19 protein-coding genes are annotated in these 16,589 nt (G+C 46.4%); 1 reads left to right on the top strand and 18 read right to left on the bottom strand.

The features are described from left to right. Positions 1-33 precede the first annotated feature (33 nt). The 18 genes from FHS45_RS07675 to FHS45_RS07590 form a co-directional block, all read right to left on the bottom strand. Positions 34-603: a TIGR01440 family protein gene (locus FHS45_RS07675; RefSeq protein ID WP_062442447.1), complete on the bottom strand. Its 570-nt coding sequence runs from the start codon at positions 601-603 to the stop codon at positions 34-36. A 238-nt stretch (positions 604-841) separates the two neighbouring features. Further along, a complete protein-coding gene (rpiB, locus tag FHS45_RS07670; RefSeq protein WP_062442449.1) occupies positions 842-1,282 on the bottom strand; it encodes a ribose 5-phosphate isomerase B in 441 nt (146 codons plus the stop codon). 74 nt (positions 1,283-1,356) lie between these two features. Beyond that, positions 1,357-1,980 (bottom strand): low molecular weight protein arginine phosphatase, encoded by a 624-nt coding sequence (locus FHS45_RS07665; RefSeq protein ID WP_062442452.1) that lies wholly within the window; start codon positions 1,978-1,980, stop codon positions 1,357-1,359. Between the two features lie 69 nt (positions 1,981-2,049). Continuing rightward, positions 2,050-2,598 carry a manganese efflux pump MntP gene (locus FHS45_RS07660; RefSeq protein ID WP_062442455.1) on the bottom strand — a complete coding sequence of 183 codons (549 nt, stop codon included), beginning with the start codon at positions 2,596-2,598 and terminating at the stop codon, positions 2,050-2,052. Between the two features lie 62 nt (positions 2,599-2,660). Then, positions 2,661-3,707, bottom strand: coding sequence for an L-threonylcarbamoyladenylate synthase (locus FHS45_RS07655; protein WP_308789086.1), 1,047 nt, complete (start codon positions 3,705-3,707; stop codon positions 2,661-2,663). Positions 3,708-3,911: 204 nt separating this feature from the next. Then, positions 3,912-4,322 (bottom strand): hypothetical protein, encoded by a 411-nt coding sequence (locus FHS45_RS07650; RefSeq protein WP_062442458.1) that lies wholly within the window; start codon positions 4,320-4,322, stop codon positions 3,912-3,914. A 57-nt stretch (positions 4,323-4,379) separates the two neighbouring features. Further along, entirely contained in the window at positions 4,380-4,997 is a 618-nt protein-coding gene (spoIIR, locus tag FHS45_RS07645) for a stage II sporulation protein R (RefSeq protein WP_062442461.1), read from the bottom strand. A gap of 64 nt (positions 4,998-5,061) precedes the next feature. Then, the gene (prmC, locus tag FHS45_RS07640) at positions 5,062-5,928 is read right to left on the bottom strand and encodes a peptide chain release factor N(5)-glutamine methyltransferase (protein WP_062442464.1); all 867 of its coding nucleotides are present in this window, start codon (positions 5,926-5,928) and stop codon (positions 5,062-5,064) included. A gap of 1 nt (position 5,929) precedes the next feature. Further along, a complete protein-coding gene (gene prfA / locus FHS45_RS07635; protein ID WP_062442466.1) occupies positions 5,930-7,000 on the bottom strand; it encodes a peptide chain release factor 1 in 1,071 nt (356 codons plus the stop codon). Positions 7,001-7,119: 119 nt separating this feature from the next. After that, entirely contained in the window at positions 7,120-7,512 is a 393-nt protein-coding gene (locus FHS45_RS07630) for a hypothetical protein (RefSeq protein WP_062442469.1), read from the bottom strand. A gap of 881 nt (positions 7,513-8,393) precedes the next feature. Beyond that, complete coding sequence (locus FHS45_RS07625) at positions 8,394-9,008, bottom strand: thymidine kinase (protein WP_062442471.1); 615 nt, start codon at positions 9,006-9,008, stop codon at positions 8,394-8,396. A 190-nt stretch (positions 9,009-9,198) separates the two neighbouring features. Beyond that, positions 9,199-9,444 carry a type B 50S ribosomal protein L31 gene (locus FHS45_RS07620; protein ID WP_062442474.1) on the bottom strand — a complete coding sequence of 82 codons (246 nt, stop codon included), beginning with the start codon at positions 9,442-9,444 and terminating at the stop codon, positions 9,199-9,201. A gap of 137 nt (positions 9,445-9,581) precedes the next feature. Then, the gene (gene rho / locus FHS45_RS07615; RefSeq protein WP_062442476.1) at positions 9,582-10,883 is read right to left on the bottom strand and encodes a transcription termination factor Rho; all 1,302 of its coding nucleotides are present in this window, start codon (positions 10,881-10,883) and stop codon (positions 9,582-9,584) included. A gap of 356 nt (positions 10,884-11,239) precedes the next feature. Next, positions 11,240-12,208: a class II fructose-bisphosphatase gene (gene glpX, locus FHS45_RS07610; RefSeq protein WP_062442478.1), complete on the bottom strand. Its 969-nt coding sequence runs from the start codon at positions 12,206-12,208 to the stop codon at positions 11,240-11,242. 57 nt (positions 12,209-12,265) lie between these two features. After that, the gene (locus tag FHS45_RS07605; RefSeq protein WP_062442482.1) at positions 12,266-13,552 is read right to left on the bottom strand and encodes a UDP-N-acetylglucosamine 1-carboxyvinyltransferase; all 1,287 of its coding nucleotides are present in this window, start codon (positions 13,550-13,552) and stop codon (positions 12,266-12,268) included. Positions 13,553-13,728: 176 nt separating this feature from the next. Further along, the gene (gene fsa, locus FHS45_RS07600; protein ID WP_062442486.1) at positions 13,729-14,376 is read right to left on the bottom strand and encodes a fructose-6-phosphate aldolase; all 648 of its coding nucleotides are present in this window, start codon (positions 14,374-14,376) and stop codon (positions 13,729-13,731) included. 94 nt (positions 14,377-14,470) lie between these two features. Then, positions 14,471-15,334, bottom strand: coding sequence for a class II fructose-1,6-bisphosphate aldolase (gene fba / locus FHS45_RS07595; protein WP_062442488.1), 864 nt, complete (start codon positions 15,332-15,334; stop codon positions 14,471-14,473). Between the two features lie 182 nt (positions 15,335-15,516). After that, positions 15,517-15,876 carry a response regulator gene (locus FHS45_RS07590; RefSeq protein ID WP_062442489.1) on the bottom strand — a complete coding sequence of 120 codons (360 nt, stop codon included), beginning with the start codon at positions 15,874-15,876 and terminating at the stop codon, positions 15,517-15,519. A 172-nt stretch (positions 15,877-16,048) separates the two neighbouring features. Here FHS45_RS07590 and FHS45_RS07585 point away from each other — a divergent pair, with 172 nt between their 5' ends. Further along, the gene (locus tag FHS45_RS07585) at positions 16,049-16,564 is read left to right on the top strand and encodes a DUF2529 family protein (protein ID WP_062442491.1); all 516 of its coding nucleotides are present in this window, start codon (positions 16,049-16,051) and stop codon (positions 16,562-16,564) included. Positions 16,565-16,589: the final 25 nt, after the last annotated feature.

Raw genomic sequence — 16,589 nt, 5'->3', positions numbered from 1 at the left:
TCAGTTCCCCTCTCTATTTCCATCAAATTTGATTTAATCACAATCTGCTTCCACTTGAGGTTTCTTATATACCGCACGTTCGCCGCCAATCAGACGGGGTCTCGTGCGAGCAGCTGTCAGGTGAGCTTTCCCAATCGTCTTCTGGTTAAACCGAAGCGGGACGGCCACACGCTTTAAATGCATGCCAATCATCGTATCACCGATGTCGATACCTGACTCAGCTTTGATTTCATCGACAACGACAGGGTCTTCCATATGGTTAAAGGCGTAAGCAGCCATCGCGCCTCCCGCTTTCGGAACCGGGATAGCCGATACTTGCTCGTACCCTCGTTTTTCCATCGTCGGTCGTTCCATCACAAGGGCTCGATTCAAATGTTCACAACATTGGAAGACGAGCTCTACTCCTTCGTTCTCTTTCAATCCCTGAAGTTCTTCAAACAACACAGCAGCAATTTCTTCACTCCCGGAAGTGCCGATCCGCTCGCCGGCGATTTCGCTGGTCGAGCAGCCAATGACGAATTGTTCCCCAGCTTTCAAATAATTACTGGCGGACAGTTCCTCTACAAGCTTCTGGACATCTTGCCGGATGGATTCCTTACTCATGATGCCGGAACACCTCCATGAGGATGTAATGTAAAGCTTTGTTATATTTTAGCATTGACCCGGATCCATTTCCAAAAGGAAAATCATAGATTTGTCCTCTGGGGCCATGGCCTATGTTAGAAAACCTTTGCTTATCGCGGCGAAAGTTGCTTTAACCCTTTAAAATATTAAATTTTCTTAAAGTGGAAAAGGAGAAGCGTATCCATAAGGCTTCTCCAACACTCTATTTTCTATTCTATTATTTATTTTCGTATTCGGCAATCTTTCCTAACCGATTGGCATGACGACCGCCTTCATAATCAGTCGACACCCAGGTACGGACGATTTCTTCGGCAAGTCCCGGGCCAATGACACGCTCGCCCATGCACAGGACATTGGAGTCATTGTGCTCCCGTGTTGCTTTGGCACTGAATAAGTCATGCACAAGGGCAGCACGGATACCTTTCACTTTATTGGCAGAAATGGACATACCAATCCCTGTACCGCAAATCAGGATACCTTTATCGAATTCTCCACTAGCAACACGCTCAGCCGCAGGCAGCGCGTAATCGGGATAGTCCACAGAGCCTTCACAGTCACAACCGATATCTTCATATTGGATGCCCAACTCTTCCAATACCGCTGCTGCTTCTTTTCGTAAGTTTGTTCCTCCATGGTCGGAGGCAAGGATAATTTTCATGCTGACACCACTCCTTCATCTACTAACAGTATTGTAACGTGTCAGACGATCAAATGGAAGCGGTGAAAAATTACTTATTTATCGTCGGTCGGGTTCTCCTCCAGTTTTTCCAAAAGCAGGACGACATTCTTCTCTATCTCTTTCATCGTTTCCTGATAGATGGTTTCATTTCCCCCAAACGGGTCACTTATATCAAAACTCGGGAGGTTATTTTCCATCTCATGGATTTCTTCCAAATCATCTTTCAATGCTTCATATAATTTCTTCTGCATCGTTTCCTCATCATAGTCATCCCGATATTTGTTGATAAACTGGATCCGTTTCTCTTCGATTTCCGTGTAAGCCTGTTTCAAGTCCTCCCAATCGGAAGCCTGATCTTTGGCTGCATATTCTTTCAGCGTAAAATATTTATCCTGCCATTGATCGTATTGCATGGCGAGTGACTGTTTATGCTGTTCGCTCATCGTCAAAACGAGGTCCGCCCATTCCAGCAGATCCGTTGTTACAGGCTGGGATTGATGATCGATTTCGATCCCTTGTTTTTTCAGCACTTGTTTCGCTCCATCAGAAATGGGCATTCCTTTTCCGGCAAAAATTCCGGCGGATTGAACGGTCACACTGCCGGTTTTATTTTTGAGTAATGCTTCTGCCATCGGGCTACGGCATGTATTTCCGGTGCAGACGAACAGTATATTCATGGCCTGAACTCCTCCTAGTATCCCTGTTTTTCTATCTTTTTATTTTACCATAGGAGAAATCTTGAAACATTAGAACAGCATGTTGAGACCGATGGCACATAAAATGCTGCCGCCCAGCAATTCACTATATACCCCAAGAAATCCTTTCGCTTTCCTCCCAAGCAGGAAGCCTGTCCATGTAAGGACCATGCTCATTACCCCAAACATCAATACCGCCATCAGCACCCCGACTCCGGAGAGTCCAAGGCTAAGACCCGCGGAAAAACTGTCCAGGCTGACGCTGAAAGCGAATAGTACGACACCGATTCCGATAGGCGACTGGGGCTTTTTATCATCCCGGAAGGAAGAAAAAAACATGTGAGCGCCAATCCCCATCAACAACAGTCCTCCGACCAGCATTGTCATATCATTCAACGGCGCAGACACAAGCTTGCCGATAATTATTCCGATAAATGGCATTAGGATGTGGAACATACCTACTAACATACCCAAGAAAAATATTCGTTTCAATCGCATCCGCTGCATTCCCATGCCCAACGACACCGAAAACGCATCCAATCCGAGTGCGAATGCGAGTATAAATAAGGATGCTAACTCCCCTAACCAAACGGTTTCCATAGAAAAACCTCCCCGGACATGCTATCTCACTATATGCGGGGAGGTGCTTCGATATGCTTTTATCAAAATTGGTTAATTTTCTTAACAGCCGCTTTTTGAAGGCGGTTCATAATTGCTTCACCATAATCTTCTTCCGGAAAAGCTTCGCAAAGAATGACATCTACATCCGCTTTTTTGAATTCGCGGAGCGCGCTATATAGATGTACGGCAATTTCTTTCAAATTTGCACGGGAGCCGCAAGCAAGGACACGCTGACCCGGCAGTTGCTCGGCCAGTTCATTGCTGGCGATAATCCCGACACGGCTGCCGTCCTGTTCGATGGTATAAAGCTGATCCTTAAAAAACTGGTCGTCTCCATCAATCAACCATAGCGGGGCTTCTGGAGCATAGTGGGTGTATTTCATTCCAGGGGATTTCGGAGCTTCCTGATGAGAAGCAAGAGCAGGGTCCATCATAGTCGTGCCGACAGCTTCTTCCATTTGCTGTCTGGTAATGCCACCCGGACGCAGAATAATCGGGATTTCACTGGTACAGTCGACTACCGTGGACTCAAGACCGACCCCCGTTGCACCACCATCGATCAAACCCGCTATCCTACCGTTCAAATCCTGATAGACATGATCGGCAGTCGTCGGGCTCGGCCGCCCTGATCGGTTGGCACTTGGAGCCGCCAGTGGCACTTCACATGCTTCCAATAACGCAAGGGCGACAGGGTGGTCAGGTATTCTCACGGCCACTGTTGATAACCCGGCTGTAACATTTGGGGCAGCTGCTCCACTGCTATCCATGACCAATGTCAGTGGCCCCGGCATGAACGCTTCCATTAATTTTTTAGCCATCTCCGGAATTTCTGTTACCAGCTGATGCACTTGCTCAGGCTGTGCCACGTGAACAATAAGCGGGTTGTCTGAAGGCCGGCCTTTGGCTTCAAATATACGTCGGACCGCCTGTTCACTTGTTGCATCAGCGCCCAGGCCATATACGGTTTCTGTCGGAAAGGCTACAACCTCCTGTTGTTTCAGCAATTCAGCTGCTCGATTTATATCATTTTGATGCGCATCTATACGCATCGGATCTATTTTCCACACTTTTGTTTCTGCAGGCATCATTCTTTATGCTCCTTCACAAATCGTCTACTGCTATTATGCGACGGGAGCTCTCAGGAAGCAAGTAAAGGAGTTAATCACAAGTTATTCACATTTTATATACAATATCATGATAAAAAAAGTCTGTATATCCACGATTTAGTGTATGTTTTACACAGGACGGTCTACTTATCCACACAAATCACCCACAGACGTGAATAACTTTTCTCAATTTGATACATAAATCCAGGAGTTCTCTGTGGATAAGTTAGCACCTGTCGGTAACTGTTCAGAATCTGAGGGCTTGAAATCGAAATGCTTCAACAATGTGTCCAGCTGTTCCGAGTGACTGTTGACAACAACTGACTCATATTCTGACTGGTTAATGTCTGCAATGATTGCTTGGAAAATCACCAGTAATAACTCCGGTGTCGCCTCGCTGAATAAGGTCAGCTGTTTCAACTGCACCGTCGACTGCCCCATTGGTTTCAGCAGATAGCTGCCGAGCAGCATGTGGCCTTCCTGGATCAAGAATCCATCCGAAAGGAGTTCATCACGATTCCAGGTAACATTTGCCGGGTGGTTATACTTATTTTTTAATAGTTTCCAATGTTTTTCTTCCAGCTTAATAATTTCCATAACAAAAACACACTCCTTTTCTATCACTAATCTATGAAAAGGAGTGTGCCGATTATGCTAAGAAAATAGAGATTTAATCTGATTCCAGACTTTTAAGAGGAAAAATTCTACTTCCACTTCCTGTGTTCCTGGCTGCGCGCTTGTCTCCTGACCTGCGTCCGCAGCGGATGCTGTGGACGTACCGTTGCCAAAATCGAGGAAACATAACGGCGGGAATAAAACACACCACCAATTATCGCCTTTGCCTGCTCCCAGCGTAATCAAAATAGCTTCATACGTGCCAGCCGGGTAGATAAAATTACCGTACAGCTTAGTCGGGAATTCCACCCGATCATCGTATTTTACCTGATAGGCCTGATCCACTTCTGCATTTTCCAGTGTTTCAGCAACGATCTTCTCTACCTCTCCAATTCGGCGTTCGATCAGCGTCCTTGCTGATTCAATTGATGTCAGCTTTTCTACCCAGGTGGTAATTTCCTCATTGACTTTATCGCGGATTTCCCGCTTCAATTCCTGGTCGGCTTCCCCATTGCTGTTGGCAAGTATCCGAAGACGAATCGCCTCATCCGGAATAACCTGGTATTCCGGCCCTGTTGTTGTTGCCCCTGTTGTTGTTATCGGTGAAGCTGTTATAAAAATCGTAATAATAATAAGCGATATAAGTGCTTTTTTCATTGTTCCTGCCCCCTTCTTGTTTTCAAGTATGGGCAGGACAACCTGTTTTTAAACTCTTAATCTATTAATTTTCTGCTATTGCAAAAATCATGCGTGGCTTTCCGTTGATATCAGCTCGTATCTCAATGTGATAGACGGGCAGCTCTTCTTCCATAATCGCCCTGACTGCTTCCCCCTGTTGATGGCCGATTTCGAAGGCGATCAGCTTGGGACTGGAAGCTGATTGCTTTATCTGTCTGGCGATTGTCCGATAGGCAGCAAGACCTTCGTCCTCTGCAAACAAAGCCAAATGTGGGTCGAACTGACTGACCGTTTCGGAAAGTTCCTCCTGTTCGGCATAGGAAATGTACGGTGGATTGGAAACGATGATATCAAATTCAAGGCTGGCGACCGGTGAAAGAAAATCTCCTTGATGAAAGATGACTTCCGCTCCAAGATTCTCCGCATTTTGACCTGCCAGGCGTAAGGCTTCCGCAGAGATGTCCGTTGCATGCACCTCGACATTTTCCGCTTCAATAGCGAGTGTACAGGCAATCGCCCCACTCCCGGTTCCAAGATCTACAATGTTCAAAAGATTGGAGCGGGAGGTATGGTTAAGCAATTGCAGCACCCCCTCGACCAGCTCTTCTGTCTCCGGTCTTGGCACAAGGACATCAGCGTTGACCGTAAATCGTCGTCCATAAAATTCCGCCCAGCCAGTCAAGTGCTGGACCGGTATTCCCGTTTCCGCATGCTGCTCGACATCCTTTATAAAAAGTTTCCGTTTATCCTCCGGAAAAGGATCGCGTCCATAGACGAGCAGCCCGGTATAGTTCATATCGAGATGATGCTCGAGCAGCCAGTCTGCGACACGCTCTTCGCGGTGGTGTTTTTTTAAAAAAAGAGAAGCCCAGCGCCGGGCTTCTTCTATGGTGGTAAAAAGTGTTTCCATGTTATTCACCAATCTGTTCCAATTTTTTCGTCTGTTCTTCCACAATCAAAGCATCAAGAATTTCATCCAGCTTGCCTTCGAGAATCTGGTCAAGCTTTTGGATCGTCAAACCGATACGGTGATCAGTAACACGGCTTTGCGGGAAGTTATACGTACGGATTCGTTCGGAACGGTCCCCGGATCCGACAGCAGATTTACGGTTCTCATCATACTCCGCCTGTGCTTCCTGTTGGAACTTATCGTAAATACGGGCACGGAGGACCTTCATCGCTTTTTCTTTGTTCTTAATCTGTGACTTTTCATCCTGACACGAAACGACAACTCCCGTAGGTTCGTGTGTCAGACGCACAGCAGACATGGTCGTATTAACACTCTGACCGCCTGGACCACTGGATGCGAATGTATCGACACGGATATCCTTATCATGAATTTCCACTTCGACTTCTTCTGCTTCCGGTAGAACTGCAACCGTTGCAGTTGAGGTATGAATACGGCCGCCGGATTCCGTCTCCGGTACACGCTGGACACGGTGAGCACCATTTTCATACTTGAGCTTGGAGTAAGCACCCTGCCCATTCACCATGAAAATAACTTCCTTATAGCCGCCTACATCATTTTGATGTGACTCGATGACTTCTACCTTCCACCCCTGTGTCTCTGCGTAGCGGGTATACATACGGAATAAATCCCCAGCAAATAAGGCTGCTTCATCACCGCCGGCTGCCCCGCGAACTTCCATTATGACGTTTTTATCATCATTAGGGTCCTTCGGCAGCATCAGGAACTTCAACCGTTCTTCAAGTTCTTCTTTCTGCGGGCTCAATTCATCGATTTCTTCTTTGACCATTTCATGCATATCATCATCCAGGTTATCCTTCAGCATCACTTTCGCATCGTCCAATTGGGTGCTGATCTCTTTATATTCACGATAAGCCTGAACAGTTTCCTCGAGGTCCGACTGCTCTTTGGAATACTCGCGCAATTTATTAGGATCACTGATGACCTCCGGATCACTGAGGAGTTCATTCAATTTTTCATAACGATCTTCAAGGGATTGCAAACGTTCTAACATGTTGATCCACCTCTTTCTCTATAACAGTCTAATTATATTATAGAGATCTGGCACTTACAAGATGACGGGTTAAACAAAAAAAGAAAGGCAGCTTTTTCAGCCGCCTGGAGATGTGTTAATTAACGTACCCTTACTTCGATATCGTATCGTGGTACTGCGCGGTATATTGCCTGTTCAATTTGCTCTTCCCACTCTTCGCGCTCACCGTCTGCTAAACGTCCGTTATCCACATTTGCCGTGACACGGACGATAGGACCTTCCAATATGACTCGTTCTACTTCGACTCCTGGTACGCTTTCAGCTGCCTGCCTGACTTTTTCCCTGTCCTGCTTTAAACCCCAGCTGTCACCGACGTTATTGATCGTACGAGGGTTATCGATTTGCGAGCCTCTTTCTTCAGGATGCTCTGTATCCATCAAGTCCTGGGTAGGTCCCTGGCCTTGTTCATCTCCTCCGCATGCTGCCAGGAGAATCGCTGTAAAAATCATTATTGCAGTCACATGATATTTCATGAATTTCCACTCCTTGCACTTTTCTTTTTAGCATCCCCGCGGAAGTGAAAAATATGAATGCATCGTAATTTTCGCTGCTAATTACAGTAAGCTCCCTTTAATTGAAGACTCAGTTTCGAGATATGTTGTTTCCGTTACGGTAGTAACGGTTTGGAGGTCCGGGAAATTACTCGCTTTCCATGGGCATGTAGTGAGCTTCCTCAGGCTTCGCCTTGCGGGATCTCACCAATCATGTTCATCCCATAGGACTTTGAATAAGCTTCTTGAATAGACACCGCACGAAGGAAATGCGTAGCATTTTCGAGGAGTCTCGCAATTTCCCGGACCTCCTTGCGTTTATGGGGGAAACGGAAACATCCTTATGCAGTCCTTCAACCAAAGGGAGGGCTACTTGTAAAATCGTGCTTGTAACCAGTGATTGTAGAAGCAGTCTCATCTATAACAGGGGTTCTTTTTCTCTCATCCATCGGATGGGGTGGTTGTGAAACTGCGAGACTCCCGTGGGAGAAGGATCTAGGCGAGATCCCACAGGGCGAAAGCCCGAGGAAGCTCGCCAGTCCCCCCACAGGAAAGAAATGAATGCGTAATCGCCTTGGGAGACACGACACGCATAAGCAGAACATCAAAAGGGAAGTGTTTTTTCTTCCCGTTGATGGACTGCTTATGTCGCGAGTGTCTAGGCGATGAAGCTGGAAAGCGAGTAGTTTCCCAGCAGCCCCTTGACACTTTTATGGTAAAGAACCCTAGATATCTTGATATCAAGTCTTCGACTTTACGGTTATATAGTTGGGTAAACTTCTTTTGAAAAATCAATAACAACATGAAACAGGGCCAATAAAAAAAGCACCAAAACCGATAAAGGGCTTTGATGCTTGGGTTGTTTAATTGGAAATTTTGGCTTTCAGCTGCGATTGCCTGGGCTTGTTTGGTACCTCATGGTGGTGGCGGCAGCGGGGCTCGTATGATTCTGACGCTCCGACCATGATGATCGGGTCGTCATAGGAAGCTGGCTTTCCATCGATTAAACGCTGCGTACGGCTCGCCGGTGAACCACAAACCGGGCAGATCGCATTCAGCTTTGTCACCATTTCACTCAAAGCCATCAATTCCGGCATGCAGCCGAATGGCACTCCGCGAAAGTCGGTATCGAGGCCTGCGACAATTACGCGGATACCTTTATTGGCAAGCTTCTCCACGACGTCCACTACTTCTTCATCAAAAAACTGCACTTCATCAATACCGACAATATCAATCGTATCGTCGACCGCCTTCAAAATTTCTTTGGAGTGCTCTACAGGGCGGGCGAGCACGGAGGTTCCATTATGAGAGACGATTGCATCTTTGGAATAACGATCGTCGATCAAGGGCTTGAACACCCGAACAGACAGATTGCCATATGTAGCACGGCGAACACGACGAATCAACTCTTCGGACTTACCACTGAACATACTGCCACAAATCACTTCTACCCAACCGCTTTGCTTCATCACATACACGTTGTTAGTCGCTCCCTTCCCGAATCTCCATCTCGAACAAACAAGCTTTAAAACGGAAAAAGAGGGCTGACGGCATTCCAGCGACAGCCCTCTTTTCCTCATTATTTCATACGAACAAAAAAACAGGCAAAGTTAGACAATTTGCCTGTTTTTCGCATGAATTCGTCTATCCATTTCAGGATAACGAAGATTACTTAATGTTATATTTTTTCTTAAAGCGATCGACACGTCCGCCTTCTTTGTCAGCTTTTTGCTTACCTGTGTAGAACGGGTGAGAAGCTGAGCTGATTTCAACACGGATCAATGGGTAAGTGTTGCCATCTTCCCATTCGATAGTTTCGTTGGATTCCTTTGTGGAACCAGTTAGAAACTTGTAATCAGAACTTGTGTCTTGAAATACGACTTTGCGGTATTCTGGATGAATGCCGTTTTTCATGTTCTTCCACTCCTTTTTGCCCTGAATCCTTTGGAAACAGAGTTATTGTAAGAGCCGTATCAGGCAGAATCTGCCCTGTCTCGAAACTCACATAGAATGATTATAACAGGGGCATTTTTGCAATGCAAGAACTTGTTTTATTTTCCTGAAGCCTGTGTCCTTCTCCCTGTCGATTTGCCTTTCATCTCTTTATCCATGATATCGAAAAACTCTTCGTTGTTCTTAGAAGTTCTCAACCTGCGCAGGAAACGCTCGGCAAAATCAGGCGTATCGGACAATGTTTTGCGGACCGCCCACATTTTTTCCAGATGCGTTTTCGGAAGCAGCAATTCTTCTTTCCGTGTACCGGAGCGAAGGATATCGATTGCCGGGAAGATACGGCGCTGCGCCAGGCTGCGATCCAAATGAAGTTCCATGTTCCCGGTACCTTTGAATTCCTCATAGATGACATCATCCATGCGGGAACCCGTATCGACGAGTGCTGTAGCTAAAATCGTAAAGCTTCCGCCTTCTTCAATATTACGGGCAGCCCCAAAGAATCGCTTCGGACGGTGGAACGCTGCCGGGTCGATTCCGCCGGAAAGCGTACGGCCGCTCGGCGGTATGACCAGGTTGTAAGCACGGGCCAGACGTGTGATGCTGTCCATCAGAACGATGACATCACGCTTTTGTTCTACGAGACGCATGGCACGTTCGAGTACCAGCTCAGAGACTTTGATATGGTTTTCGGGTACTTCATCAAATGTTGAACTGACAACATCGACATCGGCAGCTACAGAACGTTCGATGTCTGTCACTTCTTCCGGTCTTTCATCGACGAGTAGAATGATCAGCTTGGCATCGGGATGGTTTTTCGAAACACTGTCCGCGATTTCCTTAAGCAGCATCGTTTTACCTGCTTTTGGCGGTGCCACAATCAGTCCACGCTGCCCGAACCCGACGGGGGCCATCATATCCATGACTCGCGTTGAAATGTTCTTGCTTTTTGTTTCCAGCTTCATCATTCGATCCGGATAAAGCGGCGTCAATGCCGGGAAGTGGACACGTTCTTTCGCTGTCTCGGGATCTTCGCCATTGACGGCGTCGACATGCAGGAGGCCGTAATAACGTTCATTTTCTTTTGGTGGACGGACTTTACCAGATACTTTATCTCCGTTCCGCAAATCAAAACGACGAATTTGGGACGCAGAAATATAGATATCCTCCGCGCTAGGTGAATAATTGATCGGACGCAAGAAACCGAATCCTTCTGATGGGATGATTTCCAGGATCCCGTCCATGAATAAATAGCCGCCTTTTTCGGCCTGTGCTTTCAAAATCGCAAAAATCAATTCGCGTTTTGTGAGTTTAGCGTAATAAGACACTTTGAATTGCCGTGCCAGTGCATATAAATCTTTGAGAGTCAACGTTTCTAAATGAGAGATTGTCAATTCAGCCACAAAATCACCACACTATTATATTTTTGTTACTTATCCGTCTGCCGTCTCGAGCCCTGCAACACTATCTATCTAACGAAAAATGAAAAGTAGGAGGGGACAGCCATATACTTAGCAAAAGATGCTGTACTTTTAGCAGAACACTTCTTAGGAAGTGTGAGAAGATATTCTCGAAGCTATAATCAGAAGCTTATAGAGGTTTTTCACTATTAACGAGTTGATTAAACTTTAATCATTTTAACTCTTTTCCATGAAACTATTCAATATAAAACATAAAAAAAATCAAATTACTTTAATATTCGTTTGTTTTGCGGCTTTTATAAGGGAAAAGGAAGCCGTCAGGACGGCTCCCTTGCCAGTTATGGTCTAATTACTAGATTCGGTTTCTTTTTCAAGCTGTGGTCGCCGTCAATGAAACGGACAGTCCCTGATTTAGCACGCATGACGACAGTCTGAGTCGTTGCTTTCGTCCCTTTGAACTGTACACCCTGCAGCAATTCACCGTCTGTGACGCCGGTAGCGGCAAAGATCGCATCATCACCGGAACAAAAATCGTCCATGTACAAGACTTTGTCGATGTCTTCAATGCCCATGCTTTTGCAGCGCTCCAGTTCTTCATCATTAGCAGGGAGCAGCTTGCCTTGTATTTCTCCGCCAAGGCATTTCAATGCTGCAGCTGCAAGTACTCCTTCCGGGGCACCGCCAGAGCCGAACAGAATATCGACACCAGTATGATCAAATGCCGTGTTGATAGCTGCTGCTACGTCACCATCTGGAATCAGTTTGATCCTTGCGCCAGCTTGACGGATTTCCTCAATGATCCCCTCATGACGCTTTCGGTTCAAAACAATAGCCACAACATCTTCCACATCTTTATTCTTTGCCTCAGCTACCGCCTTCAGGTTGTCTGCAATCGAAGCATTGATATCCACTTTCCCTACTGCTTCCGGTCCGACTGCAATTTTATCCATATACATATCAGGGGCGTGAAGCAAAGCACCATGATCAGCAATCGCAATAACCGCGAGAGCATTCCATGTCCCCTGTGCTACAATGTTGGTCCCTTCCAGAGGGTCGACTGCAACGTCGACACGTGGACCGTATCCATTACCGAGCTTCTCCCCAATATAAAGCATCGGTGCCTCATCCATTTCCCCTTCACCAATAACAACAGTACCTTTCATCGGGATGGTATCAAAGACGTCGCGCATGGCAGATGTCGCTGCGTCATCCGCTTCCTCTTTTTTCCCTCTTCCCATCCATCGTGCTGATTTTAGTGCCGCCGCTTCGGTGACACGTACTAATTCCATTGTCAAACTTCTTTCCATGGTTTTTCCTCTCCATTCATATCTGAATTTTTCCTCATCTCCATGGAAACTAAGATCCTATGAATTCTGGAACTGCTCTACTTCTTCCTCGGTCATTTTTTCATGCCAGATGGTCGCACCAAGATTCGTGAGCTTCTCTACGAGGTCCTCATATCCTCGCTCGATATGCTCAATTCCGGTGACTTCTGTAATCCCCTTTGCCATCAGACCAGCAATAACAAGTGCTGCTCCGGCACGGAGGTCGGTCGCTTTTACTTTTGCGCCTTGTAATAGAGATGGACCTGCCACAATTGCAGCTCCACCCTCCACCTTAATGTGGGCATTCATGCGTCGCAGTTCATCAATATGTTTGAAACGCGCCTGATAGATTGTATCGGTGACGACACCTGTCCCATATGCTTTCGTCAAAAGTGACGTGAACGGCTGCTGTAAATCCGTTGGAAAACCTGGATGCACGAGTGTTTTGATATCGACACTCTTCAGCTTTTCGCTCGTTTTGATGAACAATTGCTCGTCGCTTTCTTCCACCGTGACTCCCATCTCACGCAATTTGGCAAGCAGGGATTCTAAGTGTTGAGGAATAACGTTGTCGATCAGGATTCCATCCCCAAGCGCTGCCGCAAGAATCGTATAGGTTCCCGCTTCGATACGATCAGGAATAATGGTGTGGTTACAGCCGCTAAGTTGATCCACACCTTCAATCCGGATGACATCGGTTCCTGCACCCTTGATCTTCGCCCCCATACTGGTAAGCAAGGTTGCTACATCAATGATTTCTGGTTCCTTGGCAGCATTTTCGATAACCGTTTTCCCTTTAGCCCTTACCGCTGCCAACATGATATTGATGGTCGCGCCGACACTGACGACATCCAGATAGATCCGTGCCCCGCGCAACTCTTCTGCGCGCAGATAGATGGCCCCCTGCTCATTGGTCACCTGAGCGCCAAGCGCTTCAAAGCCTTTGATATGCTGATCGATTGGGCGGGGTCCAAGATGACAGCCGCCCGGAAGACCAATGACTGCTTTTTTGAAACGGCCAAGCATCGCCCCCATGAAATAGTAGGAAGCTCGCAGCTTTTTCACTTTTCCATTCGGCAATGGCATAGAAATCATTTCACTCGGATCGATTTCAATGGTCTGCCCTTCTTTTTTCACTGTACCGCCGATTTCCTCGAGCAGGTCGCCCAGGATCTGCAGGTCAGAAATTTTCGGCAGGCCTTCGATCGTGACTGGAGAATCCGCCAGAATCGCCGCCGGAAGCAAAGCAACCGCGCTGTTTTTCGCGCCACCGATCCTGACTGTCCCCTCTAATCTTTTTCCGCCTTCTACAAGTAATTTTTGCATGGCTAACTCCTCGCTTTTAAGTCCTGCAATCCACCCGCAAATGTCAGGCTTTTAGCAAGCATTCACCGGCGATTGTCCGATTGATTGACTTTCCCGGTAATAACTCTTCATAGAATCCAGTTTTCAGTCAACCTGTTCCTGCGCTGTTAGTTTGTACAATTTTACCAATTTCATGCCTATTTTTGTTGACTTTGGTTCCAATCAGCAAGAAACTTTTCAATCCCCTGGTCAGTCAATGGATGCTTTACCAATTGGGCTAAAACTTTGAAAGGAACCGTAGCGATATGTGCGCCGTTCAGTGCCGCTTCTGTGACGTGGACTGGATGGCGGACGGATGCGGCGATGATTTCCGTTTCAATTCCATGACGATCGAAAATTTCCGCAATCTGCGCAATCAGGTCCATCCCGTTATGCCCGATATCATCCAGACGGCCTAAGAACGGTGAAACGTAAGCCGCGCCTGCTCTTGCCGCCAGCAATGCCTGATTGGCAGAAAAAATCAATGTGACGTTGACTTTGATATTAAGTTCAGACAAGGCTTTGACTGCTTTCAAACCTTCCAGCGTCATTGGCACCTTAACGGTAATATTCGGGGCGATGGCTGCCAGTTCCTTCCCTTCCCGGATCATTCCTTCTGCATCTTCAGAAACAACTTCCGCACTGACAGAACCGTCTACTTCCTTTGTGATCTCCTGCAAACGTTCATGAAAAGAAACACCCTCTTTAGCTACCAGACTGGGATTAGTCGTAACCCCCGCCAGCACGCCTAAAGCATTTGCTTCTTTGATATCGTCGATATTCGCTGTATCAATAAAAAATTTCATGTAAATAATCCTCCCCATCGATGGTTGCGTTTTCATAAGATTGTTAAAAGGAAACCGTTTCCAGCAACGGCTTCCTTTGGACATACTTCATTATTTACGCTTTGTTAGAAGAACCGAATTCACGCATTTTACCAATGACTGTTTCTTTGATGGCGTCGCGTCCTGGTCCAAGGTACTTACGCGGATCGTAAAGGTCCGGCTTTTCAGCCAGTACTTCACGTACTGCTTTCGCCTGGGAAACCTGGTTTTCTGTGTTGACATTGATTTTCGCAGTACCAAAAGAAATAGCTTTTTTGATGTCATGAGTCGGGATGCCAGTACCACCATGAAGTACAAGCGGCTTATCGACGATACCCATGATTTCTTCCATACGGTCGAAACCTAGGTTAGGCTCCCCTTTGTAAGGTCCATGAACAGAACCAAGTGCTGGTGCAAATACGTCAACATTGGTTTCATCAACCAGCTGTTTGCATTCAGATGGAATAGCATAAGCTGCTTCTGCATCATCAACAATCAAGTCATCTTCTTGTCCACCTACACGGCCAAGTTCTGCTTCAACAGATACGCCATGCATATGTGCAAGCTCGACTACTTTCTTAGTAACAGCGATGTTTTCTTCAAGCGGATCGTGGGATGCATCGATCATGACAGAAGTGAATCCGGCATGAATCGCTTTTGCACAGCTTTCGAAGCTGGAACCATGGTCCAGATGAATCGCAACAGGAACAGTCGTTCCATAAGAATCCATCAGTGCTTTTACCATGGATACTACGACATTGAAACCACCCATATATCTTGCCGCACCTTCGGATACACCGAGGATGACTGGTGATTTTTCTTCTTCGGCTGCTTGAAGAATCGCTTGCGCGTATTCTAAGTTATTCAGGTTAAACTGCCCAACGCCGTAGCGCTGTTCCTTCGCAGTTTCGAGCATTTCCTTCATTGATACTAAAGGCATGAAAGCTCCTCCTTCGATAGGTATATTATTTACTAGCACATGTGCAAGACATATCACAGATATGCTATGTAAGTTTAATCACAGTATAAGAATACCAATACCCAGAAGAAGGTGCAACAACCGGAGAACGAAAGAGCGCTTACATCAATAATTTTCTCAAAAAGTCATTTTTTGTACAACTATTATTGCAAAATTTTGGAGATTTCTTCCCGGATATCCATGATATTGAAGGGTTTGGACACCACTTTCTTCACAAAATGGAAATCCTTCTCTTCCCCGAGGCTTTCCACGGATAATCCAGTCATCAGAATGGCTGGTTTGTCGTATCCTGTCTCATTCAAACGGTGCAGCAGTTCCCCGCCATTCATGACCGGAAGATTATAGTCAACTACCAGCAGGCTCGGGTCATTTTTCTCAATATAGTCAAGGGCTTCCTTTCCGGTTTCCGCAGTGGCTACCGCGTACCCTTCTCCTTTGACCACTTCTCCCAGTAATAGCCTGATCCCTGGCTGGTCGTCTACAATCAACACTTCTTTGGCCATGATTGCTCGCCTACCTTTCTGCAGTTAAATTACGCTTCATCCGATACCTCCTTCTCTTTCCATTCGATATAAATTGACTTATTTCCTGCTTATTAGCCGGTTAATTTGTTCTCAAGCTTTCGGATTTATGCTAAGCTATGAAAACTGAATGGAAAAATAAAGGGGGATGTTCATGTTAAAAATGCTAACGACTCAGTTGACTGGTAAATTTCAGCAAATTCAGGAGAAGGAAGCATTAGCTATCGAAGATGCAGCGCGTGCATTAGCTCAAGCTATTATAGGCGATGGCAGCATCTATGTAAAAGGCTTTGAGGAAATGGTGACGATTGAAGCGGAAATGATCCACGGAAAAGAAACATTGCCGAGATGCCGACGCTATGAACCTGGCACTGCCTTGACTTCCATTGACCGGGTGATTGTGGCTTCAAGGTTTGCCGACCATGAAGAAGCGACGGCCATCATGAAGGAAGCACAGGAGCAAGAGGCCCAGGTCATTAGTCTTTCTGCTGTAAAAACGAATGATGATCCTTTATATAAGCAAGCGGACTTCCCGATTGATACACAGGTGACCGAACCCCTGCTTCCTTTTGATATGGAACGAATCTGCTTTCCAAGCGCGATGGCAGGACTGTTCAGCTATTATGCCATCTATATTACCGCAAAAGAAATCCTCTCCGAATACGAATAAGTCCCGCTCCCCACCCCAGGGGTGT

It is taken from the genome of Thalassobacillus devorans (genome assembly GCF_011761345.1).
GTDB classification, from domain to species: domain Bacteria; phylum Bacillota; class Bacilli; order Bacillales; family Halobacillaceae; genus Thalassobacillus; species Thalassobacillus devorans.
This window is presented reverse-complemented; position numbering and strand designations above follow the sequence as displayed.

What these genes read in the sequence shown, in the direction of transcription:
- FHS45_RS07605 (WP_062442482.1), bottom strand. Translation starts at nt 13,552, where the DNA reads ATGCAAAAATTACTTGTAGAAGGCGGAAAAAGATTAGAGGGGACAGTC.
- FHS45_RS07590 (WP_062442489.1), bottom strand. Translation starts at nt 15,876, where the DNA reads ATGGCCAAAGAAGTGTTGATTGTAGACGACCAGCCAGGGATCAGGCTA.
- fba (WP_062442488.1), bottom strand. Translation starts at nt 15,334, where the DNA reads ATGCCTTTAGTATCAATGAAGGAAATGCTCGAAACTGCGAAGGAACAG.
- spoIIR (WP_062442461.1), bottom strand. Translation starts at nt 4,997, where the DNA reads ATGAAAAAAGCACTTATATCGCTTATTATTATTACGATTTTTATAACA.
- prfA (WP_062442466.1), bottom strand. Translation starts at nt 7,000, where the DNA reads ATGTTAGAACGTTTGCAATCCCTTGAAGATCGTTATGAAAAATTGAAT.
- rpiB (WP_062442449.1), bottom strand. Translation starts at nt 1,282, where the DNA reads ATGAAAATTATCCTTGCCTCCGACCATGGAGGAACAAACTTACGAAAA.
- fsa (WP_062442486.1), bottom strand. Translation starts at nt 14,376, where the DNA reads ATGAAATTTTTTATTGATACAGCGAATATCGACGATATCAAAGAAGCA.
- FHS45_RS07655 (WP_308789086.1), bottom strand. Translation starts at nt 3,707, where the DNA reads ATGATGCCTGCAGAAACAAAAGTGTGGAAAATAGATCCGATGCGTATA.
- FHS45_RS07675 (WP_062442447.1), bottom strand. Translation starts at nt 603, where the DNA reads ATGAGTAAGGAATCCATCCGGCAAGATGTCCAGAAGCTTGTAGAGGAA.
- FHS45_RS07630 (WP_062442469.1), bottom strand. Translation starts at nt 7,512, where the DNA reads ATGAAATATCATGTGACTGCAATAATGATTTTTACAGCGATTCTCCTG.
- glpX (WP_062442478.1), bottom strand. Translation starts at nt 12,208, where the DNA reads ATGGAAAGAAGTTTGACAATGGAATTAGTACGTGTCACCGAAGCGGCG.
- FHS45_RS07650 (WP_062442458.1), bottom strand. Translation starts at nt 4,322, where the DNA reads ATGGAAATTATTAAGCTGGAAGAAAAACATTGGAAACTATTAAAAAAT.
- FHS45_RS07665 (WP_062442452.1), bottom strand. Translation starts at nt 1,980, where the DNA reads ATGAATATACTGTTCGTCTGCACCGGAAATACATGCCGTAGCCCGATG.
- FHS45_RS07620 (WP_062442474.1), bottom strand. Translation starts at nt 9,444, where the DNA reads ATGAAAAACGGCATTCATCCAGAATACCGCAAAGTCGTATTTCAAGAC.
- FHS45_RS07660 (WP_062442455.1), bottom strand. Translation starts at nt 2,598, where the DNA reads ATGGAAACCGTTTGGTTAGGGGAGTTAGCATCCTTATTTATACTCGCA.
- FHS45_RS07585 (WP_062442491.1), top strand. Translation starts at nt 16,049, where the DNA reads ATGTTAAAAATGCTAACGACTCAGTTGACTGGTAAATTTCAGCAAATT.
- prmC (WP_062442464.1), bottom strand. Translation starts at nt 5,928, where the DNA reads ATGGAAACACTTTTTACCACCATAGAAGAAGCCCGGCGCTGGGCTTCT.